The organism is Aquirufa rosea (genome assembly GCF_004118285.1).
Classification (GTDB): domain Bacteria; phylum Bacteroidota; class Bacteroidia; order Cytophagales; family Spirosomataceae; genus Aquirufa; species Aquirufa rosea.
The window spans coordinates 90,806-111,456 of record NZ_SDHY01000005.1 but is presented as its reverse complement, the minus strand read 5'-3'; the positions used below and the strand labels follow the sequence as shown (position 1 = coordinate 111,456).

Here is a 20,651-nt window from a genome sequence, read left to right as displayed (position 1 = left end):
CTATGGATTTGGAATTAAAGAAGCGCCCACGGATATGATACCCGCTAAGGTATCTGTTCGCATATCGTGCGACAATAGTAGCGTATATTTCCCTTTTTTAGGGAATTTCAATTGCTTGAAGATGGCGAATTTGTGGCTGTACATATCACCTAAGCCTTTACCCTTGGCTTTACCAGATTTTGGATCATATAAAATAGCCTCCGCCAAAGCTTGTTTGATAACTTGGCCATTAGACCCTAATATCTTGGGTACAAAATAAAAGTTATTGAAAGGGTAATCATTAGATTGCCTGATGGCTACGTAAAGGGTGTAGCTTTGGTCAATTTTTTTGATCTCAAAAGGATAGCTAATTTGATTTTTTTGTAGCCATCCTTTTTCCCCCATTTTGCTAACTTGATCAAAGACCTGATCACCTTGGCAGGCCATCAAAAAGCTCAAGGGCAGAACTAATTCAAAGAATTTAAGCAGTTGGAGTCTCAGGGCCATTTCTAGGAGGTCTCGGTTTAAATTTCTTTTTAAACTTCTTCTTAAAAGGTTTTGGAGTAGCCTCTCCCGAGTTTTCGGCATTTTCAGTACTTGTGCTTCCTGGAGCCGATTTTGGCTTGTTATCAGCTGGACGTTCTGTACGTGCCTCAGGTTTATTACTTGGTTTATTCGAATTAGCCACTTGGTTTTTATTCCCTTTAGCGAAGTCCCCTCGGTTTTTATTCCCTCCGTTATTTTTCTTTTGACCCTCCGAACGTTGATTTGGAGATTTCGATTTCCCATACTTTTTATCCATCCGTTCTAGGTCGGAATTTAACTCTGACAACTTAGGTTTTTCTACTTCAGGAACATCAGGGCTTAGATTTTCAAAGGAATCAGGAATGATACCTTTCTTATTTAGCTCAATGATTTCTTTGACGCGGTCACATGTAACAGGAATCCAGATGGATTCCTCCCCCGCAAAGCCAAACCACATCATACGCTTAAAAATATCCGTTTTCTGCAAAATGGCATCTCCGCGCTTGGTTTTTAATCTTCCTTCAATGCTCGGGATATCTTTCAGCGCATCCATATAAGTTTCCAGCTCATAATTGAGGCAGCACTTCAAGCGGCCACATTGTCCGCTAAGCTTTACTGGATTCAAAGATAGATTTTGATATCTTGCTGCTGAAGTAGTTACATTTTTGAAATCAGTTAACCAAGTTGAACAGCATAACTCCCTACCACAAACACCTATTCCACCCAATCTGCCAGCTTCTTGGCGCAATGAAATCTGTTTCATTTCTATCCGAATTTTAAATTCAGTGGCCAATAATTTGATTAATTCTCTAAAATCCACTCGGTCATCTGAGGAATAATAAAAGACAGCTTTGGTTCCATCCGACAAAAATTCTACGTCAGACAGTTTCATGTTTAATTTTAAATCACCAATGATTTGACGTGTACGATATAGGGTAGGTAAATCTCTTTCTAAGGATTGACGATGCTTTTCCTCATCTTTTTCTGTGGCTATGCGAATGATGTCCTTTAATTTGTCATCATCTTTAATTCCTTTTTTTAGCAATTGCAAGCGTACCAATTCACCTTGAAGAGATACCACGCCTAGCTGTACTCCGGTAGAAGATTCCACTATGACAGAGTCGCCAGTATGTAAAGCTAATTGGTTGGGATTGCGGAAATATTCTTTTCTACCTGCTTTAAATTTTACTTCAACCACATGAAAACGCTGAAATGAAGGTACATCTAAGTCAGATAACCAATCAAATACATTCATTTTATTGCAAGCGCCAGTCCCGCAGCTTCCATTGCTTTGGCAACCAGAAACTTGTTGATCTGCTGATGCTTTGGATCCACAGGATCCAGTAGAACAGGATTTACATGCCATAAGTATATGTGTCAATCAATCTCTCTACGAATTGTATCGTAATACATCGAGACCAATATCGCGTCTAAAGTTTTTACCTTCAAATTGGATAGTCTGAGCAGCCTTTTGAGACTTTTGAATGGCTCTTTCTAAGGTATTTGAAGTGCCAGTTAAAGCCATTACTCGACCTCCTGACGTAATTATTTGTCCGTTTTGTTCACGGGTTCCTGCATGAAAAATCAGTGCATCTTCCACTTTTTCCAAACCAGTCAAGGGATCTCCTTTACGGTATTCTTCAGGATAACCTCCCGCTACCACCATGGTAGTTACAGCATATTGATTGGAAATTTGTAAATTTTCATTCTTTAATTTCCCTTGTGCTGCAGCAATCAGCAAAGATAAGAAATCTGATTCGATTCTAGGTAATACTACTTCAGTTTCAGGATCTCCCATACGAGCATTGTATTCAATGACATAAGGTTCTCCTTCATGATTCATTAATCCAATGAAGATAAATCCTTGATAGGGAATGTTATCTGATTTGAGGCCTTGGATGGTTGGTTCTATCACCTTTTGTTTTACTAATTCCATGAATCGCTCTGTGGCAAATGGAACGGGAGAAACAGCGCCCATTCCCCCAGTATTCAAACCCTCGTCATTTTCACCGATGCGTTTGTAATCCTTCGCTTCTGGAAGTACCACGTAATTGTCCCCATCAGTCAATACGAAAACGGAAAGTTCTATGCCTCGTAAAAATTGTTCGATGACCACTTTTGAACTGGCTTCGCCAAATTTGGCATCAAATATCATCTCTTTGAATGCTTTTTCTGCTTCCGCATGGCTTTGAGCAATGATAACCCCTTTTCCTGCGGCCAGTCCATCCGCTTTTAGAACAATTGGTAGGCTATGATTGGCAATATACGTTAAACCTTCTTCGGCATTAGCATGCGTAAAAGTTTTAGAAGCAGCCGTCGGAATTCCATGTGCTTGCATAAAATTTTTGGAGAAGTCTTTGCTTCCTTCCAATTGGGCTCCTAAGGAACCAGGGCCCACTATAGTAACATGTTTTAAATCTTCCTGCGACTCAATAAAATCACGGATTCCTTTAACTAAAGGTTCTTCAGGGCCAACAATCACCAATTCAATTTGATAGGTTTTAATGGCCTCTATTATGGCAGGGAAATCCGAATATCCAAATGGTAAATTAACGCCTAGTTGGGCAGTTCCAGGGTTGCCTGGGGCAATAAATAATTGACTTAATAATGGACTTTGGGATATTTTCCAGGCAAATGCGTGTTCTCGTCCTCCGGATCCCAAAAGTAATACATTCATAATTTTTGTTAATTGGCTAGTTCACTTAAAAATTTAATTCGCATCAATCGCAATTCTTCTTCACTGACGTCATCGATGTTGCAATTATCTAACGCTTCAGTAATATTATCTGTATCGGCACTTAGGAAATAATCATAAATTTCCTCTTGCTTATCCGGTTCTATTACCTGATTAATATAATAATCAAGATTGAGTTTTGTCCCTGAATAACAAATGGCTTCAATCTCTTCAATCAATTCAGCCATGGTCAATTCTTTTTGATAGGCTATATCATCTAAATCAATTTTACGGTCTACTTGCTGAATGATATAAATCTTGATTTTGGACTTATTGACTGTGGATTTAACCACCACTTCTCGAGCCGTTTCAATTTCATTTTCATCCACATACCTGTTGATCACATCTAAGAAAGGCTTTCCAAATTTGATGACCTTACCCATTCCCACTCCATTGATTTGAGCCATTTCCTCTTGCGTACTTGGATAAGTAGTGGCCATTTCCTCTAGAGAAGGGTCTTGGAAGATCACATAAGGAGGAAGGTTTTTCTCTTTAGCTATCTTTTTGCGCAAATTTTTTAACAACTCAAATAAGGCATCATCGTAGGCTTTGGCACCTACACCTGCACTCATTTCATCATTTTCCTCCGGCTCTGCTTCTTTCTCGTAATCATGATCACGAGAAAAAGTAACAGGATAAGAATCTTGCATGAACTGGAGTCCTTTTTCACTTAATTTAAGTACTCCGTAGTTTTCAATATCCTTTGCCAAATAGCCATGAATGGTTACTTGTTTGATGAATGAAATCCAAGGGGATTTTTCATCATCGGAGTGTTGTTCTTTGGTAGATTTCTTTTTGATTTTTGGTTTTTTAGGAATTGGATTATCTTCATCCTCATCCTCCATTTCATCGTCATCATCGTCATCATCTTCTACTGCCTGTGCGTTCCATGAAACGGTTTTACCAGCACCAAAAATGGATAGTTTATCATGATCATAGCTTTGAACATATTGATTAATCTTACCCTCTAAAACATCTGCAATATGCTCTGCATCAAATTTTTCTTCTGTTTCTTGAACAGCTTTTAGTACTAAAACTACCTCACGCTCAGCTTTGAAAGTAGGTGTCGGGTGTAAACAGTTGTCACAGAATCCACAATTTTCCGCTAAATATTCCCCGAAATAATTGAGTAATTGTTTTCTTCGACATACTCCTAAATTGGCGTAATAGACCATCTCAGCCAGAAGCAACTTGGCATTTTCCTTTTCAGAGAAGGCCTTGTCCTTATTGAACTTATCTAGTTTTAATATATCATCATAAGTATAAAACAAGATGCAGGTTCCATCTAATCCGTCACGACCGGCTCTGCCTGTTTCTTGGTAATAGCCCTCCAACGATTTAGGAGCATCATAATGGATGACAAAACGTACATCCGGCTTATCGATACCCATTCCAAAGGCGATGGTGGCTACCATTACTTCTACTTCTTCATTTAAAAAAGATTCTTGGTTGGCCATACGAACAGCAGGGTCCAAACCTGCATGGTAGGGAAGAGCTTTGATTCCATTGACATGCAATAGATCCGCGATTTCTTCCACCCGTTTTCTGCTTAGACAGTAAATAATACCTGCTTTTCCCGTGTGGGCTTTGATGTATCGAATGAGCTGTTTGTCAATATCCTTTTTGGAACGTATTTCGTAATAGAGATTTTTTCTATTGAAAGAGGATTTAAACACCTTGGCATCTTCAAGATTCAAGGTCTTTTGTATATCTAATTGCACTTTGGGAGTGGCTGTTGCTGTGAGTGCAATGATGGGTAATTTTTCATCTACTGATTCGATGATGGCTCTAATTTTCCTGTATTCAGGTCTAAAATCGTGCCCCCACTCTGAAATACAATGTGCCTCATCTATGGCCACAAAGGAAATATTGGCTTGCTGTAGAAAGCTTAAATTTTCTTGTTTATTCAATGACTCAGGGGCGATGTATAACAATTTTACATCACCGCTGAGGACTTCATTTTTCACTCGATTAATTTCTGCACGGGTTAAAGAAGAGTTCAAAAACTGTGCATTGACACCAAATGCAATCATCTGATCCACTTGGTTTTTCATTAAGGCAATTAGAGGAGAAATAACAATAGCTGTTCCCGGCATCACAATGGCCGGCAGCTGATAGCAGAGGGATTTCCCAGCACCAGTTGGCATAAGAACAAAACTATTATTCCCTTGAAGCGTATTTTGAATGATTGCTTCCTGTTCTCCACGAAATTGGCTAAATCCAAAGGTTCTTTTGAGATGGTCCTTTAAAGTATCGCTGGAAATTTGAATGGGCATAATCTTGAGAACTACTGGTATGTTTCATAATGCAGAAGAATAATTTCGGACATAGTTAATAACTTTGTCTACTCAAATTCTACTAAAATTGAAATTAAACAAAAATATTCAATCCACAGCAAAAAAAGTTTTAAGGCAAGAAGCGGAGGCAATTTTGCAAGTCAGTGCGTATATCAATTCCGATTTTGAAGCTTGTGTGGAACATTTATTGTCCAGTACTGGAAGAATTGTATTTACTGGAATTGGCAAATCAGCCTTAATTGCACAAAAAATTGTAGCTACTTTAAACTCCACAGGAAGCCCTGCTTTATTTATGCATGCTGCTGATGCTATTCATGGTGATTTGGGTATGATACAACGGGGCGATTCAGTTATTTGTATTTCCAAATCGGGTGATACACCTGAAATTAAGGTGTTAGTGCCATTGATTAAGCGATTGGGAGTTTCCCTTATTGCCATGGTATCTAACAAACAATCCTATTTAGCTCAGCAGTCGGACTTTATTTTGCATGCTCAAGCTGATTCTGAGGCGGATTTATTGAATTTAGCCCCAACGACTTCTACTACTGTAGCTTTAGCCCTGGGGGATGCATTGGCGGTGTGTTTACTAGAATGTAAAGGTTTTACTTCCCAAGATTTTGCGAAATATCATCCTGGTGGGGCATTGGGAAAACGTTTGTATTTAAAAGTAGCCGATTTATATCCTCAGCATGAATTTCCCAGAATATTACCCCAAGCTAGTATTCAGGAGGCTATTCATGAAATAAGTTCAAAAAGATTAGGCGCCACTACAGTGATGAATGAGCAGGATGAATTATTGGGAATCATCACGGATGGAGATGTTCGACGGATGCTCGAAAAACATTCTGATTGGGCCAATATTCAAATTGTAGACATGATGAATACGCAGCCTAAGACCATTGATTCGGAAGCCTTTGCTACGGAGGCATTGGCTTTGATGCAGGCTAAAAATATCACACAGTTGGTGGTGATTGAAAATAAAAAGGCCGTGGGATTCATACATCTCCACGACCTTTTGCGAGAGGGTATCCTCTAAAATTATCTCATTCGATTGGAGGATTGCACCAACATCTCATCTTTGCGGATCAAACGATTGGCTATCATGTTGGCCAATAAGGCTACGATTAAGGCATAAAATCCTATTCCATAGGCACCTTGCATTTCTGGGTTGAAAAGAGGAATGGTCTTTTTATAAATGGTGTAAAATACATATCCCATGGTTCCAGCGATCAACATGGAGTTGACTAAGCCTAGCGCCATTTGGAGCATCCTATTTTTGAATTGAAAGATGATAAAAGCGGTTAAGCCAATCGAAATTAACAACAAAACAAGAGGAATATAATTGGCTTCTGTTTGAGTTTTACCTTGTATTTGTGATGTCCATTCGGAAATAAAAACTTGGGCAGTTTCTCCTGACATGCCAGTCTTGTCCCAAAGAGGCCAGCCGGCCACCACTAAGATTTCGGCAAGGAGAACAATAACTAGAAAAATGGATTGCGGTCTTTGAATCATGATTTATCAATTTTCTTCAAAATTACGCATTTTCTTGAAAAAGCTTGGCTGCAATTTTGGCAGAAGAGAGGCATAGGGGAATTCCTCCTCCAGGATGAACACTACCTCCTACCCAATATAAATTTTTAATGGATTGGCGATAATTAGGATGTCTTAGGAAGGCTGCAAAACGGTTGTTGGATGCATTTCCATAAAGAGCTCCTCCTGCGGAAGAAGTTCTGTTTTCGATTCGTCGAGGGTCTAAATAATCTTCTGCGATGATGTATGGACGAATATCTTGGCCTAGCACCCGACTGATTTTTTGAATCACTCTTTCGCGCGTTAATGATACTAATTCATCCCAATTTTGGCCGATATTGGACGGACAGTTAATGAGAATAAACCAGTTTTCTCCACCTTTGGGAGCGTCTTCAGGCGCTACCTTACTTGAAATATGCACGTAGACCGTAGGATCTTCATGCAAGGTTTTGTCAGTAAAAATAGCTTTGAATTCTTCCTGATAATGATCTGAAAAGAAGATGTTATGAACGCCAAGTTCATCCCACGACTTATTCATGCCCCAATAAAAAATGATGCCTGAACTAGATTGTTCTTGTTGAAGTAAACGCTTCGGCTGAATTTGGTCCTGTAATAACTTTTGATAAGAAGGACGAATGTCCATATTGCTTACCACTGCATCAAATGGGTATTGGCCTTTGGCTGTTTCCAAACCTATGGCTTGTTGGTTTTTACAAATTATTCGAGTCACCTTTTCATTAAAGCGAAATCTTACTCCTAAATCCACGGCCAATTGGTGCAAGGACTGGGTAATAGCAATCATTCCACCCCTTGGGAAATAGGCTCCTAGGTTATATTCCAAATGCGGAATAATGGACAGGGTAGCAGGGGTCTGATAAGGATCTGATCCATTGTAAGTTGCGTATCTGTCAAATAGTTGGACAGTCTTAGGATTCTTGAACGTACTTTTATGGTATTGGTGCATGCTAGAAAATAATCCTAAGCGAGGGATATTTAAATAACCTCTCCAGGCCTTTTTGCCCAGCCAAGTACTGGGTTGATGCAGGGAGTTTTCCAAAAATAGTTCGGAGATAATTTGGTATTTATCTTGTAATCCTAGTATGAAATCATGGACTTTTTTCTCGTTTTCACCTAAATTTTGGGCGATCTCATGGGCGGTATCAGCAGGATTTTGGTAAGTAGTTAAGCGGGTTTGATCTTCCCAAAAATAGCGACATATTTCAGGCAATCGTGTGTAATTGAAATAATCTCTAGGATTTTTTTGGGCTAATGTAAATAATTCATCCACTAAATGGGGGAGTGTAAAAAGGGATGGCCCTGCATCAAATCGATAACCCTCAATTTCAAATTCGGACAGTTTACCACCCGGGAAAGCATTGGCTTCAAAAATGTCTACTTGATGTCCTAGACATGCCATTCTTATTCCCATAGCTAGACTAGCCACTCCAGACCCAACTATCCCAATTTGTTTTTTCATCATGATATTTATCAGCTTGTCTAAACTTATTAAAAAGACAAAATGTTTAAGACGGATATTTTGCGTAATTTTGCACAAATTTTTTTAATCCGAGAATAAACTATGCTACGCACTCATACGAATGGCGAATTACGGTTGAATCATGTTGGACAAGAGGTGACCTTATGTGGTTGGATACAGCGAATAAGAGATAAGGGCGGGATGATTTGGGTGGATTTACGTGATCGTTATGGCATTACACAATTAATGTTGGAAGAGGGAAAATCCAGCGCGGAGGCATTGACTTTGGCTAGAAGTTTAGGGCGAGAGTATGTGGTAGAAGCCAAAGGACAAGTAGTAGAGCGTTTAGCCAAAAATGATAAAATTGCTACGGGGGATATTGAAGTGAAAGTGAGTGAGATTAAGGTATTAAATCCAGCTAAATTACCTCCTTTCTTGATTGAAGATGAGACGGATGGGGGTGAGGATTTGCGGATGAAATACCGATACTTAGACCTTCGTCGGACGCCAATCAGAGAAAGTTTACGATTGCGACATACCGTAGCCAAGGAGGTTCGTCGCTACCTAGATGATGCCGATTTCATTGAGGTAGAGACCCCTGTTTTGATTAAGTCCACTCCTGAGGGAGCACGTGATTTTGTGGTGCCATCCAGAATGAATCCGGGCGAGTTTTATGCTTTGCCACAATCTCCACAAACATTTAAGCAATTATTGATGGTTTCTGGTTTTGACCGGTATTATCAACTAGTGAAGTGTTTTAGAGATGAAGATTTGCGAGCAGACCGTCAGCCGGAGTTTACCCAGATAGACTGTGAAATGTCTTTTGTGGAACAGGAAGATATTTTAAACATGTTTGAAGGTTTGATTCGTCACTTGTTTTTACAAGTGAAAGGAATCGATATCGGCGAGGTACCTCGTATGACCTATGCACATGCTATGAAATATTATGGTTCTGATAAGCCAGATATTCGTTTTGACATGCATTTTGTGGAGTTGAAAGGAGAGGAAAATGACTTGACCTCTGGCAAAGATTTTCAGGTTTTTGATGCAGCAAGTCATGTGATTGGTATCTGCGTGAAAGGAGCATCGGAGTATACTCGTAAGCAAATAGATGAACTAACGGATTTTGTTCGTAGACCTCAAATAGGAGCTAAAGGTTTAATTTACGTGCGTCATCAAGCCGATGGGTTGAAATCTTCAGTAGATAAATTTTATGGGGAATCAGAGCTTCATAAATGGGCAATGGCTTTCCAATCTGAGCCAGGAGATTTGATGTTGATTTTAAGTGGTGATGGAGACAAGGTACGTAAGCAACTAAATGAATTGCGCTTGGAGATGGGTAGCAGAATGGGCTTGCGTGATCCTAATAACTATAAAGTCCATTGGGTGGTAGATTTCCCGTTGTTGGAATACAGTGAGGATGAAAATCGTTGGTTTGCGATGCACCATCCCTTTACTAGTCCCAAGCCTGAAGATATAGAATTGATGAAAGCTGGAGAATTAGGAAAGGTGAGAGCCAATGCATACGACTTGGTAGTCAATGGTGTAGAAGTAGGTGGAGGATCTATCCGTATTTTCCAAAAAGAGCTTCAGTCAACCATGTTTGAGGTATTAGGTTTTACCGAAGAGGAGGCGAAAGCGCAATTTGGATTCTTGCTAGATGCTTTTGAATATGGCGCACCGCCACACGGGGGATTAGCCTTTGGGTTTGACCGTTTATGCTCACTTTTTGGAGGGTCTGAATCCATCCGAGATTACATCGCATTCCCTAAAAATAATGCGGGGAGGGATGTGATGATTGATTCACCATCACCCCTAGCGCCTGCACAATTAAAGGAACTAAAAATTAAGGCGGATTTATAATTCCTCGTCGAAATCAAAAGAGAAAACAGAACTTTTCCACTCATTGGGATCAATGTTCAGAATTTCTTTAATTTCTCCATGATGCATATCGAATACCCAGCCATGTAAAAATGGGTATTCGAATTTTTTCCAAGCTTTTTGTATAATAGTTGTTTTGGCTAGGTTTTGAACTTGTTCCATCACATTTAATTCTACTAGGCGGTCGAATTGCTGTTTCTCTGTGGCTAATTCATGGATTTCTTTGAAGTTTTTCTCATAAACTTCCTTGATGTTTCTAAGCCATTTATTAATTAGACCAAAGTCTTTATTGCTCATGGCGGCGCGCACGCCACCACAGTTGTAATGTCCACAAACAATGACATGTTTTACCTGCAAAACTTCCACGGCATATTGTAATACAGACAATAAATTCATGTCAGTATGCACTACCATGTTGGCCACATTTCGGTGGACAAAAATATCACCAGGGTTGGCACTGGTGATATCTTCTGCTGGAACCCTACTATCTGCACAGCCTATCCAAAGAAATAAGGGTTTTTGGTCTTTCGATAGATTATCAAAATAATGCTCATCCACTGCCAACTTCTCTGAAGCCCAAGCTTTATTATTTAAAAGGAGTTTTTTGTATTCTTTCATGTTATTTCTTTTTGATTTCTGTGATTTCAGCTTCGATGCCCCTCTCTCGAGCGGAAGAGATAAATTCTTGGATTAATAGTTGAATATCGTGATCCATAAAATGGACTTTTGTGGTATCTATGTAAACTTCAGTCCCTGAAGGAATTTTTCTGAAAACTTCTTTAATAGCCATTTTGTGCAAAAATGTGACGTCTTTCTGGAATTTAATCAGAATTTCGTTTTGACGATTATAAACTGAAAATACGGAAGAATAATTGGTAATGATCACAAATCCTATTCCCATGGTGGTTCCTATAAAAATTCCCCAAAGTAAGTCCACAGAGACCACTATGATAATTGTAATAATGAATGGAATCCACTGTTTCCAACCTTCGCTGATGACTTTTTTGAATTGTGAGGGATGGGCCAATTTATATCCAGTATATAATAAAATACTAGCTAAACAGGCAAGTGGAATTTTATTGAGGTAGTGCGGTAATAAAAGAACCGCTAACAATAATAATATCCCATGGAAAAAGCCTGACATTTTACTTTTACCACCGGCGTACACATTTGTAGAAGATCGAACAATGACAGAGGTGATAGGAAGTCCACCCAAAAAGCCTGAAATGATATTTCCTGCCCCTTGTGCAAGTAATTCTCTATCTGCCGAGGAAATTCTTTTGGCTGGGTCTAAGGAATCGGTTGCTTCCAAAGATAACAGTGATTCCAAACTAGCCACCAAGGCAAGGGTAAGCGCTAGGCTATAGATTTGTGGATTTGAAAGAACAGTCCAATCGGGGGAAACCATTGACTGAGCAATTTCAGACAAGTTGGAGAATAAAGGAAGCCCAACCATGTGATCTTTTGAGTTGCCTAAGTACCATTCAGGAAGCCAAAGTTCAAACGAGGCATTAAGATAAACTCCAAGTAACACCACAAAAAGAGATGCTGGCAATTGAGATAAAAGGGGTAATTTTTTACTGAGGGTAGTCCAAAAAAACAATAAAAGTAGTCCACATAGAGAAATGATTAATGCTCCCGGATTAATGCTCAACAGTGAGTTGACTAATTCACTGAAAGTATTTTGTCCATCGGCTATTTGGTGGAATTCAAATTCTCCAATGAAATCCAAATCATCTCCGATAGCATGTGGGATTTGTTTGAGGATAATGACAATACCTATCGCTACCAACATTCCCTGAATGACTGATGAGGGGAAAAAGCTTCCCAATTTACCCATTTTGGCCAAGCCAAGAATTACTTGGATGAATCCCGCTAGGACCACTACCACTAGAAAGCCTGAGAAAGAGCCTACTTCTGTGATGGCGTTGGCAACGATAATGGTTAAACCGGCAGCGGGTCCACTGACTGATAATTGTGAGCCTGAGGCCCATGAAACAATAATTCCCCCAACGATACCAGCAATTAAACCAGCTAACAATGGGGCCCCTGAGGCTAGAGCTATACCTAAACACAAGGGTAGGGCGACCAGAAAGACCGCAATTCCTGATTTCCAATCCGTTTGTAAGAAGGATTGGCCGTAACTTTTGATTGACATAAATGTGTGGTTTGATTAAAATCTACAATAATTAAAAATAGAGATTAACCACGCATGTCAGGAGGAGGAGAGAAGCTTTGTAAATGGGGGTATGTAAGCCTGAGAGGCTGAAAAATAGAATCGTACCTGTTGTGATTCTCTGTAAAGGTACTGATATATTCGAAATTTTTGTGGAAATAGGCTAACTCATCATGTCTCGTACTATCCTCGTCCTCTTCTTGCTCTTCCTCTTCACACAATTCCACCCAAGGAGCCATAAACATCTTGGTTGCTAAATTATCTGATTTGATGGAGGTTTTTGAAACAGGAATGGTAGAGGCAGCCGTAATGGAGTTTAGCTGCGAGTAAATCGTAGCAACCATTAAAAAGGCAAATGCCAATAGAGTAAAACCTATCTGTTTCATTAATCAAATTTCTGGGTACTCTGATAGATAATTTTTGCTTGATTATCTCTTTCTTGTACTAGAACCGGCGCAAAGGTATCAAATTTATCTTTCCCATAGCGCCATTCTTTCTTTAATCTTCCTCCACTTCCTTTTTCATGGTATTCTCTCCAGCGACCCACTTTCACGCTGTCATCTAATTTCCCTTCTTCCTTGAGTAATCCATTAGGAAAGAATGATAAATACTGTCCTACTATTTTACCGTAAGCCTTTGGAATAACTTCCTTTATTTTTTTTTGTTCTTTGTCGTAATAACTGATGATGGATTCCGCGGGGAAACCCTTTTTATAATATTGCTTATTTTCCAATTCAAATTCTGGTCCATAATTTTCCCAGCGCCCATCCTTGACCCCCATGTAAAAATGGCCTTCTTCCACTAGATTATCATGGACAAATTTACGGTATGGCCCATGGCAAATTTGTGCATTTTTACTGTCTTTTATGGGACTATTGACAACCCTGGATTGGGCAGGGTCATACCACCAAATTTCCAAGCTATAAGGACTAAGAGCCTCATCTTCTACGTATTTCACCACATTGAGTTCTTCTACAGTCGCCCTATTTCCGCTGCCATAGCTTCCTATCCTTCGCTCTGTTTTTACCCCTTCATACTCATCTTTTATTTCTGTTTTTTTCTTTTTAGGGCTGGTTTTTGACTTGGCCCCAATCTGTTGAATCCCCAATTCGGATAAAATGGCCTTACTTTCCTTTTTCCAATTAGCACTTTCGTCTTTAGCTTTTTGAGTACTATCAAGGCTAGGTTTTTTGCTACTTGTGATAGCTTTACTTTGAGCCAACAGAGAGGATGTTGTTAAGCACAAAATACAAATACCAAGAAAAAGGGAATTTTTACTCATAAAAAATTGAACGATATCACGATAAAATTATTTTGCAAATTAATAATTTAAATATTTAGAACCTGCTTTTATGTATTTTTGCAGTCCTGATCTGTTGAGTCTGAATTTTATTTGAAAATAATTGGAAAAAGAAGCTAAAATATATGTTGCCGGACATCGGGGAATGGTAGGTTCCTCTTTGGTTCGTGAATTAAAGTTACAAGGGTTTAATAACCTGGTATTACGCACTTCAAGTGAGTTAGATTTAAGAAATCAAGCTGCCGTACATGCTTTCTTTGAGCAAGAAAAGCCAGATTATGTATTTCTAGCGGCAGCGAAAGTGGGAGGAATTGTGGCGAATAACACTTATCGGGCTGATTTTTTATATGAAAATTTAGCCATTCAAAATCATGTGATTCACGCTTCCTACCTTCAGAACGTGAAAAAGTTGATGTTTTTGGGTTCTTCCTGCATTTATCCCAAATTGGCTCCTCAGCCATTGAAAGAGTCTTATTTATTGAGCGGATATTTGGAACCCACCAACGAGCCTTATGCTATCGCCAAAATTGCGGGCATTAAGATGTGCGAGGCTTACCGTGCCCAATATGGCTGTCAATTTATTTCTGTAATGCCTACCAATTTATACGGGATAAATGATAATTACGATTTGGAAAACTCCCATGTCCTACCTGCCATGATTCGTAAATTTCATGAAGCAAAATTGAGAGGAGATGAATCGATTACCCTTTGGGGAACAGGTTCCCCTAAAAGAGAGTTTTTGTATGCGGATGATTTGGCTAAAGCCTGTTTATTCTTAATGCAAAATTATGACCAATCGGAATTTATCAATATCGGAACAGGAGAGGATGTTACCATTTTAGAATTAGCCGAAATTGTTAAAAAGGTTATTGGATTCAATGGATCTATCAATTGGGATACTTCCCGTCCTGATGGTACACCTAGAAAGTTGATGGATGTATCTAAGCTACATGGCTTAGGGTGGAAACATCAGGTGAATCTAGAAGAAGGTATACAATTAGCTTATCAAGATTTTTTACAAAACCCCAACTCTAGGAAATAAGGTAAGATGGATGTGAAGGAGTGGTTCAGTACATGGTTTGATTCTCCATATTACCATATTTTATACGCTCAAAGAGATGAAGCAGAGGCTGCAGCATTTATTCGTTCATTGCAGCAGAAACTTAAGCTTAAAAAAGAGACTCGTGTATTGGATGTGGCTTGTGGTAAAGGAAGGCACGCCATTACTTTGCATAATTTTGGACTTGATGTTAAGGCATTTGATTTGTCCCCATCCAATATTGAACAAGCACAAGAATTTGCATCAGAAGGACTAGAGTTTTTTGTCCATGACCTGAGAAAAGCGCTGCCCGATCACTTGAAATTTGAAGTCATTTTCAATTTTTTCACCAGTTTTGGTTATTTCGATACGCCTCAAGAAAATCAGCAAGCATTTCATGTGTTAAGTGATGGCTTATTACCTGAAGGTGTTTTAGTGATGGATTTTTTTAATCCTAGCTATGTGCTAAGTCATTTAATAGAAAAAGAAAGTTTAGTTCGAGGTGGAATTTCCTTCCATATCAAAAGGTGGGCATCAGAAGGATATTTATTTAAATCCATTGACTTTGAAGACCAGGGTCAACAATACCATTTTGAGGAGAGGGTAGAGCTCATCTCGAAAAACGATTTTATTGCCTATGCTGCTCAAGCTGGATTACACTTGGTAGATTTGCTTGGAGATTATAAATTGGGTTCTTTTGATGAAAAGAATTCAGCTCGAATGATTTTTATTTGGGTCAAAAAATAATATTCATGGAACAATTCAAAGCATTGTGGACTCGTCAAATACCCGACGGTACATTTGAGACAAATATTGAAGTTTTACCCATGGATACCATTTACGTTGAAGACAGGGTTCTCATTCAGGTGGAATATTCATCCTTGAATTATAAAGATGCTTTATCTTCCAGTGGGCATACAGGTATTACCAAAAACTTTCCCCATATTCCAGGGATTGATGCCGTCGGAAAAATTGTTCATGATCCAAGTGCTAGGTTCCAAAAAGGGCAAGATGTATTGGTGACTGGTTTTGATTTGGGGATGAATACCCACGGAGGCTTAGCAGAATATATATCCGTTCCAGTGAATTGGATCATCGCTTTGCCTGAAGAAATGACTAGCCTGAAAGCCATGCAATGGGGTACTGCAGGTTTAACAGCAGGAATGGCCATTGAGGCACTTTGGCACCATGGTTTACGACCTAATCAAGGAGAAGTAGTGGTTAGTGGGGCTACAGGAGGGGTAGCTATGATTTCCATCTTGCTATTGAAGCATTTGGGATTTCAGGTGGCCGCCATTACTGGCAAAATGAATCAGCTTGATATTCTCAAACGAATAGGTGCCGACCGAATCATTTCTCGAGAAGATCTTTTATCAGAGAAACCGCGTGCGCTTTATTCCATGCAATTTGCAGGGGCCATTGACGTAGTGGGCGGGGATGTATTGGTTAAAATCATAAAAAGTCTACAGTTGGGGGCAGCGGTATCTGCCTGTGGTATGGCAGGAAGTGTGGATTTGCCTTTGCAGATTTATCCATTTATTCTGCGGGGAGCAAGTATTCTTGGAATCTACTCAGCAGATTCCCCTCTCAATAAAAAACATGAAATTTGGCAAAAATTGGCAAAGGAGTGGAACATCTCATTGGATGCTATCTCTAGAACTATCTCTTTGAGAGACGCTCCTTTCATGCTAAATCAATTGAAAGAAGGTAACCATATGGGTAGGTCCGTTGTTCAAATCAAATCTTAGTATTTAATGAATTTTACGGGGCTTTGAGTTGGATTGTCTGCCACTCTCAACAAGTACGTGCCACCCGGAAGATGTTTGATATCAAGTCTGAAATTATTTTCATTACTAGTCGAGGCATTGATTGTACTTTCCATTACTTTTTTACCCTCAATGTCCCAGATTTCAATTTGGTAAGTATCTCTTATTTGTTCATCTGGTAAACCTATTTGAATAAAATCTTTACTTGGATTTGGGAACAAGGTCAGTTCATGGTAGGGATTTTCTTTCTTGCTAGCTAAGATAAGCACGTTGATATAATCTGATACTGCCAAGCAGCCATTTACATCAGTCACCTTTACTTGATAAGCTCCCGATTGGATCGGAATATAATTGGCCTGTGTCGCACCTGGAATAGGGTTTATTCCAAAATACCATTGATAGGCACTTGCATTGTTAGGAGCCTGTAATACACCGGTGATATAACTAACAATTGGTGTCGGAACGTTCCCAACATTAATGTTTAATGCCTTGCTGGTAACAGGACATGATCCGGCATAGCTGGCCACCATTTCAAATTTCCCTTTGGTGGTGGCTTTGTAAGTTAGACTAGTTGCACCTGCAATCAAATTTCCGTTTTGATACCATTGAATGCTGGTGTTTTCAGAGGCAATTCCTTGAATGGCAACGTTTGCACCTAGGCAAACCGTTAAGTCACCAGAAGGGCTGATAATGGAGGTAGGACTATTTTTGACATTGACTGCCACATTGACTCTTGGGCTTGGACATCCTAATGATTTAAACTTCATGTCATAGAAGTAATAATAACCAGTGGTGATGGTTCCGTTGTTAAAAAGGGCTCCCGGGATATTTAAAATATTGGGTATGGTGTATGGGAACCCCATACCAAGATTGCTCGATTTAGCTACGTTACTTCGGTAGATGGAGGCTCCGTCTAGGCAAGTTTGACTTAAATAATAAGTTCCTGCACTAGGAATTTGTAAATTTAAATAGACTAGCACGCCTTCATCATTACTATCATCTGGCAATTGGCCTGAGAGACCCTCGCTGCTTAGTGTTCTTGTCGCTTTAACCGTTTTGGTGACACTTGAAACGATGCTACCTGTTTCTTTACTAATGACATCAAAGGTAATTCTTCCAGCTGTTCCAACATATATGCGAGCACTCTCCAATAGAACAGGAACTTTGGCTTCCACAATGACGGTGGGCCCAAAGGATGAATAATAGGTTCCTCCTCCAAATTCCGATTTTGATTTGGGTCCTAGTCCGCCAGAAAAATCATTGTAAGAAGCCGAGTATTGGCTATTACTAGGCACTTTAAGATTTAATCCTGAACCTACCAATGCATTATTGCTATTATACCAAAGTGGAAATCCAGAGGTAGCAGATAAATTGATTTCGGTTAAGCCTTCACATTGCGTCCCACTTACAATGGGTGCGGATGGGTTTTCGACGGTTTTTACTAGTGTAAAGGTATTATTGGCTGTATTTTGATCGGTATTTAGTAATGTATTTAGTTCAAAAGAATAGGTTTGTCCAGCGTTCATTTTCAAGTTGACCGTAATGATTTCCTCCGTTTCTTTCCCAGAAATAATTTCCGCAATCGTGCCAGTATATTGAGCAATTTTGTTGCCAGCTTGTAACACATTGAATTGGTAAGGAATATTTACTTGGTTCTTAGTACCTTGATTTTTTACTACAATAGAAAAATTGCTACTACTATTAGATGCACAGAAATTGCCTGTAGGGGAGGAAATAGAAAGAGCAGTGATGTCATTAGAGGCATTGGAACTAAGAAGGACATATTCTTCAATCTCTCCAGTGCCAATTGTTCCGCATGATGCGGCAAGAGATGCCCCAGAACCAAGTTCAGTCACTACTCGCATACGAAAATATTGACCTGATTCAGTGATAGGGAAAGTGGAGGTGGTGGAGCTGAAGGTGGTGGCTGTAATTATGCCGCTATCCGCCATCAATTCCCCTCCATCATCAAAGTCCCCGTCCTGATTCCAATCTACAAATACTTTACTTTGCTTAGATTGATTTGTATTGAAATTGAGAGTAATTGGCAATTTAGAGCCAATCTCTACTGGAATGGCGTTGGAGGTAAAATCCTGACTGCTAGAAATGCTATTTGAATATGTACCTAAAGTAAATTTCTCTAGAGTATTGGCTTTATTTTGGGCTGTTATAGCACAATAGCTTTTGCCTCCAATACCAGATAGTAATAAAGCATAATCTTGCTTACCATTTTTCAAGGTTCCCTTGTGGGATAAGGTTAAGCTATAACTTTTCCCAGGAACTACATTTTTTACCCAAATTTGTTCAATATTATCTCGGATATTATCTCCAGGTATAGCTAATTTGGAAGGATTGTCGGGGTCTAAGGTAAATGGAAGTGTTTGCCCATCCGAGCTTTGGAGTTTAATGTCCAAGTCGTTCATCAACATAGGAATGCGAGAATTAAGACTAGATGTAACTATGGGTAATACTTTGCCGTTGCTTCCTTCATAGGCTGGGTCAGTCCATGCTACAGTTACTCGAAGTGGGCCCTTACCTGATGCGACGATATCCCATTTTTTTGAATTACTATTCAATAAGGTCTCTTCCAAAATTTGGTAGGATTTGTCTTTATTTTGAAGCATTTTGCCTGCCTTCTCCATATCTAATAAACCAAATCCACTGGTATAATCAGGCCCTTCTGCGCCTACATCAAATGCAGTATGTGTAACTAATCCTCGCAGGGTAGAGGCCCACATGAATTTTTTATATATCTGATTATGAAGCTGTTGTAATAAAAATATGGATCCAGACACCTGCGGAGTTGCCATAGAGGTTCCACTCATACGTTCATAATCGGTATTACTTTGATATCCAGTGGAAAATAAATCTTTTCCAATACCGAGAATTTCTGGTTTGATACGGCCATCATCAGTAGGGCCTCTACTAGAAAAGCTGGTTACAGTAACATCGCTAGGTTTCAGGGGAGGTGAAGCTAATGGTTCAGCTGCGCCTATACTCAAAATATTTTTAGCCGTGGCAGGGCTGGCTACCGTATTAAAACCTGTATTGGGTGCTCTGGCAATATTGGATGAATCTTTTGTATTTCCGATTAAATAATATTGGCCCGGAGCAGGACCTGTCTCATCCGCGCTATTTCCGGCTGCGGCTACCATTAAATAATAAGGCGAATTAAAGGCAATTTTGTCCTTGGCCTGAGCATCATCGTCATAAAAGCCAAATACATAATCTTCCAATATGCTCACTTTGTCATCTCCATACCAGCGATATTTATTGACATCTTCATCAAAACTCCACCCCGCAATGGCTCCGTATGAGTGGTTGCTAATTAATAGGTTGGGTGAAGCTGCACTTATTTTGGCATCATCATTTTGAAAATCCCAAGATTTTAAAGTGGCCTCAAATGCCATTCCTCGTGCTTCTGGATTAAATATGCCGGACGCAATCATGGTTCCACCCACATGGGTAGAGTGTTCACCAAATGTAATATTTCTTTCCTGAGGCAATACCCTTCCTGTCAGTTCTTGGTGGGTAGATCTTACCGTTTGCTCATCCCAAATGGCCAATTTGCCATATAAACTGTCCGACTTACCCGTGAGATTAAGTCCTAAAGAACCGCCACTGTAAAATTGATTTGTTTTGGTAGCAATGGAGGCTACCTTGTTGGAAAAAATACCTTTGTAGATGGGTCGTCCATTAGGATTAATACTTTGAAGGTAAATGGTTTTTTTGCCAATTTTTGCGGAGGTTGCAATTCCCTTTTGATTAGCTAATTGTTGGACTTTTAGGTAAAGGCTATCCTTTTGAGCACTAAATTGTTGTGCAAAATTTAGGATGGCTTTTCTCCTCTCTTGGGGGTATAATTCACCTTGGCCCCAAATTGTTTGAGCATTGAGAACGTAGAACGCAACAAGGATCCAAAAGCGAAATAAGGTAGTCTTTTTCAA

Annotated in this window: 16 protein-coding genes; 5 read left to right on the top strand and 11 right to left on the bottom strand. The window is 39.5% G+C overall.

Annotated elements, in window-relative coordinates:
- Genes ESB04_RS08995 through ESB04_RS08980 form a run of 4 tightly spaced genes read right to left on the bottom strand, consistent with a single transcriptional unit; the run spans position 1 to position 5,514 of the window.
- Positions 1 to 486, bottom strand: coding sequence for a gliding motility lipoprotein GldH (locus ESB04_RS08995; RefSeq protein WP_164969627.1), 486 nt, complete (start codon positions 484 to 486; stop codon positions 1 to 3).
- Positions 461 to 1,870 carry a PSP1 domain-containing protein gene (locus tag ESB04_RS08990; RefSeq protein ID WP_129027406.1) on the bottom strand — a complete coding sequence of 470 codons (1,410 nt, stop codon included), beginning with the start codon at positions 1,868 to 1,870 and terminating at the stop codon, positions 461 to 463. Before ESB04_RS08990 ends, ESB04_RS08995 begins: the two co-directional genes overlap by 26 nt.
- Before the next feature lie 24 nt (positions 1,871 to 1,894).
- Positions 1,895 to 3,181, bottom strand: a complete 1,287-nt coding sequence (gene purD / locus ESB04_RS08985) for a phosphoribosylamine--glycine ligase (protein ID WP_129027405.1) — start codon at positions 3,179 to 3,181, stop codon at positions 1,895 to 1,897.
- Positions 3,182 to 3,189: 8 nt separating this feature from the next.
- Positions 3,190 to 5,514: a RecQ family ATP-dependent DNA helicase gene (locus ESB04_RS08980; protein WP_129027404.1), complete on the bottom strand. Its 2,325-nt coding sequence runs from the start codon at positions 5,512 to 5,514 to the stop codon at positions 3,190 to 3,192.
- Positions 5,515 to 5,602: 88 nt separating this feature from the next.
- Here ESB04_RS08980 and ESB04_RS08975 point away from each other — a divergent pair, with 88 nt between their 5' ends.
- Positions 5,603 to 6,571 (top strand): KpsF/GutQ family sugar-phosphate isomerase, encoded by a 969-nt coding sequence (locus ESB04_RS08975; protein WP_129027403.1) that lies wholly within the window; start codon positions 5,603 to 5,605, stop codon positions 6,569 to 6,571.
- A gap of 2 nt (positions 6,572 to 6,573) precedes the next feature.
- On the opposite strand, the gene ESB04_RS08970 is transcribed toward ESB04_RS08975, so the two are convergent.
- Together ESB04_RS08970 and crtD are read right to left on the bottom strand one after the other, a co-directional pair.
- Positions 6,574 to 7,047, bottom strand: coding sequence for a DUF4293 domain-containing protein (locus ESB04_RS08970; protein ID WP_129027402.1), 474 nt, complete (start codon positions 7,045 to 7,047; stop codon positions 6,574 to 6,576).
- Positions 7,048 to 7,069: 22 nt separating this feature from the next.
- Positions 7,070 to 8,545 carry a 1-hydroxycarotenoid 3,4-desaturase CrtD gene (crtD, locus tag ESB04_RS08965; RefSeq protein ID WP_317127033.1) on the bottom strand — a complete coding sequence of 492 codons (1,476 nt, stop codon included), beginning with the start codon at positions 8,543 to 8,545 and terminating at the stop codon, positions 7,070 to 7,072.
- Positions 8,546 to 8,644: 99 nt separating this feature from the next.
- Between crtD and aspS the strand changes: the two genes are divergently transcribed.
- Entirely contained in the window at positions 8,645 to 10,405 is a 1,761-nt protein-coding gene (gene aspS / locus ESB04_RS08960) for an aspartate--tRNA ligase (RefSeq protein ID WP_129027401.1), read from the top strand.
- Here aspS and ESB04_RS08955 read toward each other — a convergent pair.
- From ESB04_RS08955 to ESB04_RS08940, 4 genes are read right to left on the bottom strand one after another with little or no spacing between them, the layout of a single operon-like run.
- Complete coding sequence (locus ESB04_RS08955; protein WP_129027400.1) at positions 10,400 to 11,041, bottom strand: carbonic anhydrase; 642 nt, start codon at positions 11,039 to 11,041, stop codon at positions 10,400 to 10,402. The genes aspS and ESB04_RS08955 overlap by 6 nt on opposite strands.
- A gap of 1 nt (position 11,042) precedes the next feature.
- The gene (locus ESB04_RS08950; protein WP_129027399.1) at positions 11,043 to 12,581 is read right to left on the bottom strand and encodes a SulP family inorganic anion transporter; all 1,539 of its coding nucleotides are present in this window, start codon (positions 12,579 to 12,581) and stop codon (positions 11,043 to 11,045) included.
- A gap of 44 nt (positions 12,582 to 12,625) precedes the next feature.
- A complete protein-coding gene (locus ESB04_RS08945) occupies positions 12,626 to 12,985 on the bottom strand; it encodes a hypothetical protein (protein WP_129027398.1) in 360 nt (119 codons plus the stop codon).
- Positions 12,985 to 13,881: a toxin-antitoxin system YwqK family antitoxin gene (locus ESB04_RS08940; protein WP_129027397.1), complete on the bottom strand. Its 897-nt coding sequence runs from the start codon at positions 13,879 to 13,881 to the stop codon at positions 12,985 to 12,987. The genes ESB04_RS08945 and ESB04_RS08940 overlap by 1 nt, the downstream gene beginning before the upstream one ends.
- Positions 13,882 to 14,002: 121 nt before the next feature.
- Here ESB04_RS08940 and fcl point away from each other — a divergent pair, with 121 nt between their 5' ends.
- The 3 genes from fcl to ESB04_RS08925 are packed head-to-tail and all read left to right on the top strand — an operon-like array spanning position 14,003 to position 16,686.
- Positions 14,003 to 14,941 (top strand): GDP-L-fucose synthase, encoded by a 939-nt coding sequence (gene fcl / locus ESB04_RS08935; protein WP_129027396.1) that lies wholly within the window; start codon positions 14,003 to 14,005, stop codon positions 14,939 to 14,941.
- Between the two features lie 6 nt (positions 14,942 to 14,947).
- Positions 14,948 to 15,685, top strand: coding sequence for a class I SAM-dependent methyltransferase (locus tag ESB04_RS08930; RefSeq protein ID WP_129027395.1), 738 nt, complete (start codon positions 14,948 to 14,950; stop codon positions 15,683 to 15,685).
- A 5-nt stretch (positions 15,686 to 15,690) separates the two neighbouring features.
- Positions 15,691 to 16,686, top strand: a complete 996-nt coding sequence (locus ESB04_RS08925; protein WP_129027394.1) for a YhdH/YhfP family quinone oxidoreductase — start codon at positions 15,691 to 15,693, stop codon at positions 16,684 to 16,686.
- Here ESB04_RS08925 and ESB04_RS08920 read toward each other — a convergent pair.
- Complete coding sequence (locus tag ESB04_RS08920) at positions 16,683 to 20,651, bottom strand: S8/S53 family peptidase (protein WP_129027393.1); 3,969 nt, start codon at positions 20,649 to 20,651, stop codon at positions 16,683 to 16,685. The two genes, ESB04_RS08925 and ESB04_RS08920, sit on opposite strands and share 4 nt — an antisense overlap.

Bases quoted from the DNA above. Each gene is read 5' to 3' on its own strand.
- ESB04_RS08945 (WP_129027398.1), bottom strand. From the start codon at position 12,985: ATGAAACAGATAGGTTTTACTCTATTGGCATTTGCCTTTTTAATGGTT.
- ESB04_RS08995 (WP_164969627.1), bottom strand. From the start codon at position 486: ATGGCCCTGAGACTCCAACTGCTTAAATTCTTTGAATTAGTTCTGCCC.
- ESB04_RS08970 (WP_129027402.1), bottom strand. From the start codon at position 7,047: ATGATTCAAAGACCGCAATCCATTTTTCTAGTTATTGTTCTCCTTGCC.
- aspS (WP_129027401.1), top strand. From the start codon at position 8,645: ATGCTACGCACTCATACGAATGGCGAATTACGGTTGAATCATGTTGGA.
- crtD (WP_317127033.1), bottom strand. From the start codon at position 8,545: ATGATGAAAAAACAAATTGGGATAGTTGGGTCTGGAGTGGCTAGTCTA.
- ESB04_RS08940 (WP_129027397.1), bottom strand. From the start codon at position 13,881: ATGAGTAAAAATTCCCTTTTTCTTGGTATTTGTATTTTGTGCTTAACA.
- ESB04_RS08930 (WP_129027395.1), top strand. From the start codon at position 14,948: ATGGATGTGAAGGAGTGGTTCAGTACATGGTTTGATTCTCCATATTAC.
- ESB04_RS08980 (WP_129027404.1), bottom strand. From the start codon at position 5,514: ATGCCCATTCAAATTTCCAGCGATACTTTAAAGGACCATCTCAAAAGA.
- ESB04_RS08950 (WP_129027399.1), bottom strand. From the start codon at position 12,581: ATGTCAATCAAAAGTTACGGCCAATCCTTCTTACAAACGGATTGGAAA.
- purD (WP_129027405.1), bottom strand. From the start codon at position 3,181: ATGAATGTATTACTTTTGGGATCCGGAGGACGAGAACACGCATTTGCC.
- ESB04_RS08925 (WP_129027394.1), top strand. From the start codon at position 15,691: ATGGAACAATTCAAAGCATTGTGGACTCGTCAAATACCCGACGGTACA.
- ESB04_RS08990 (WP_129027406.1), bottom strand. From the start codon at position 1,870: ATGGCATGTAAATCCTGTTCTACTGGATCCTGTGGATCCAAAGCATCA.
- ESB04_RS08955 (WP_129027400.1), bottom strand. From the start codon at position 11,041: ATGAAAGAATACAAAAAACTCCTTTTAAATAATAAAGCTTGGGCTTCA.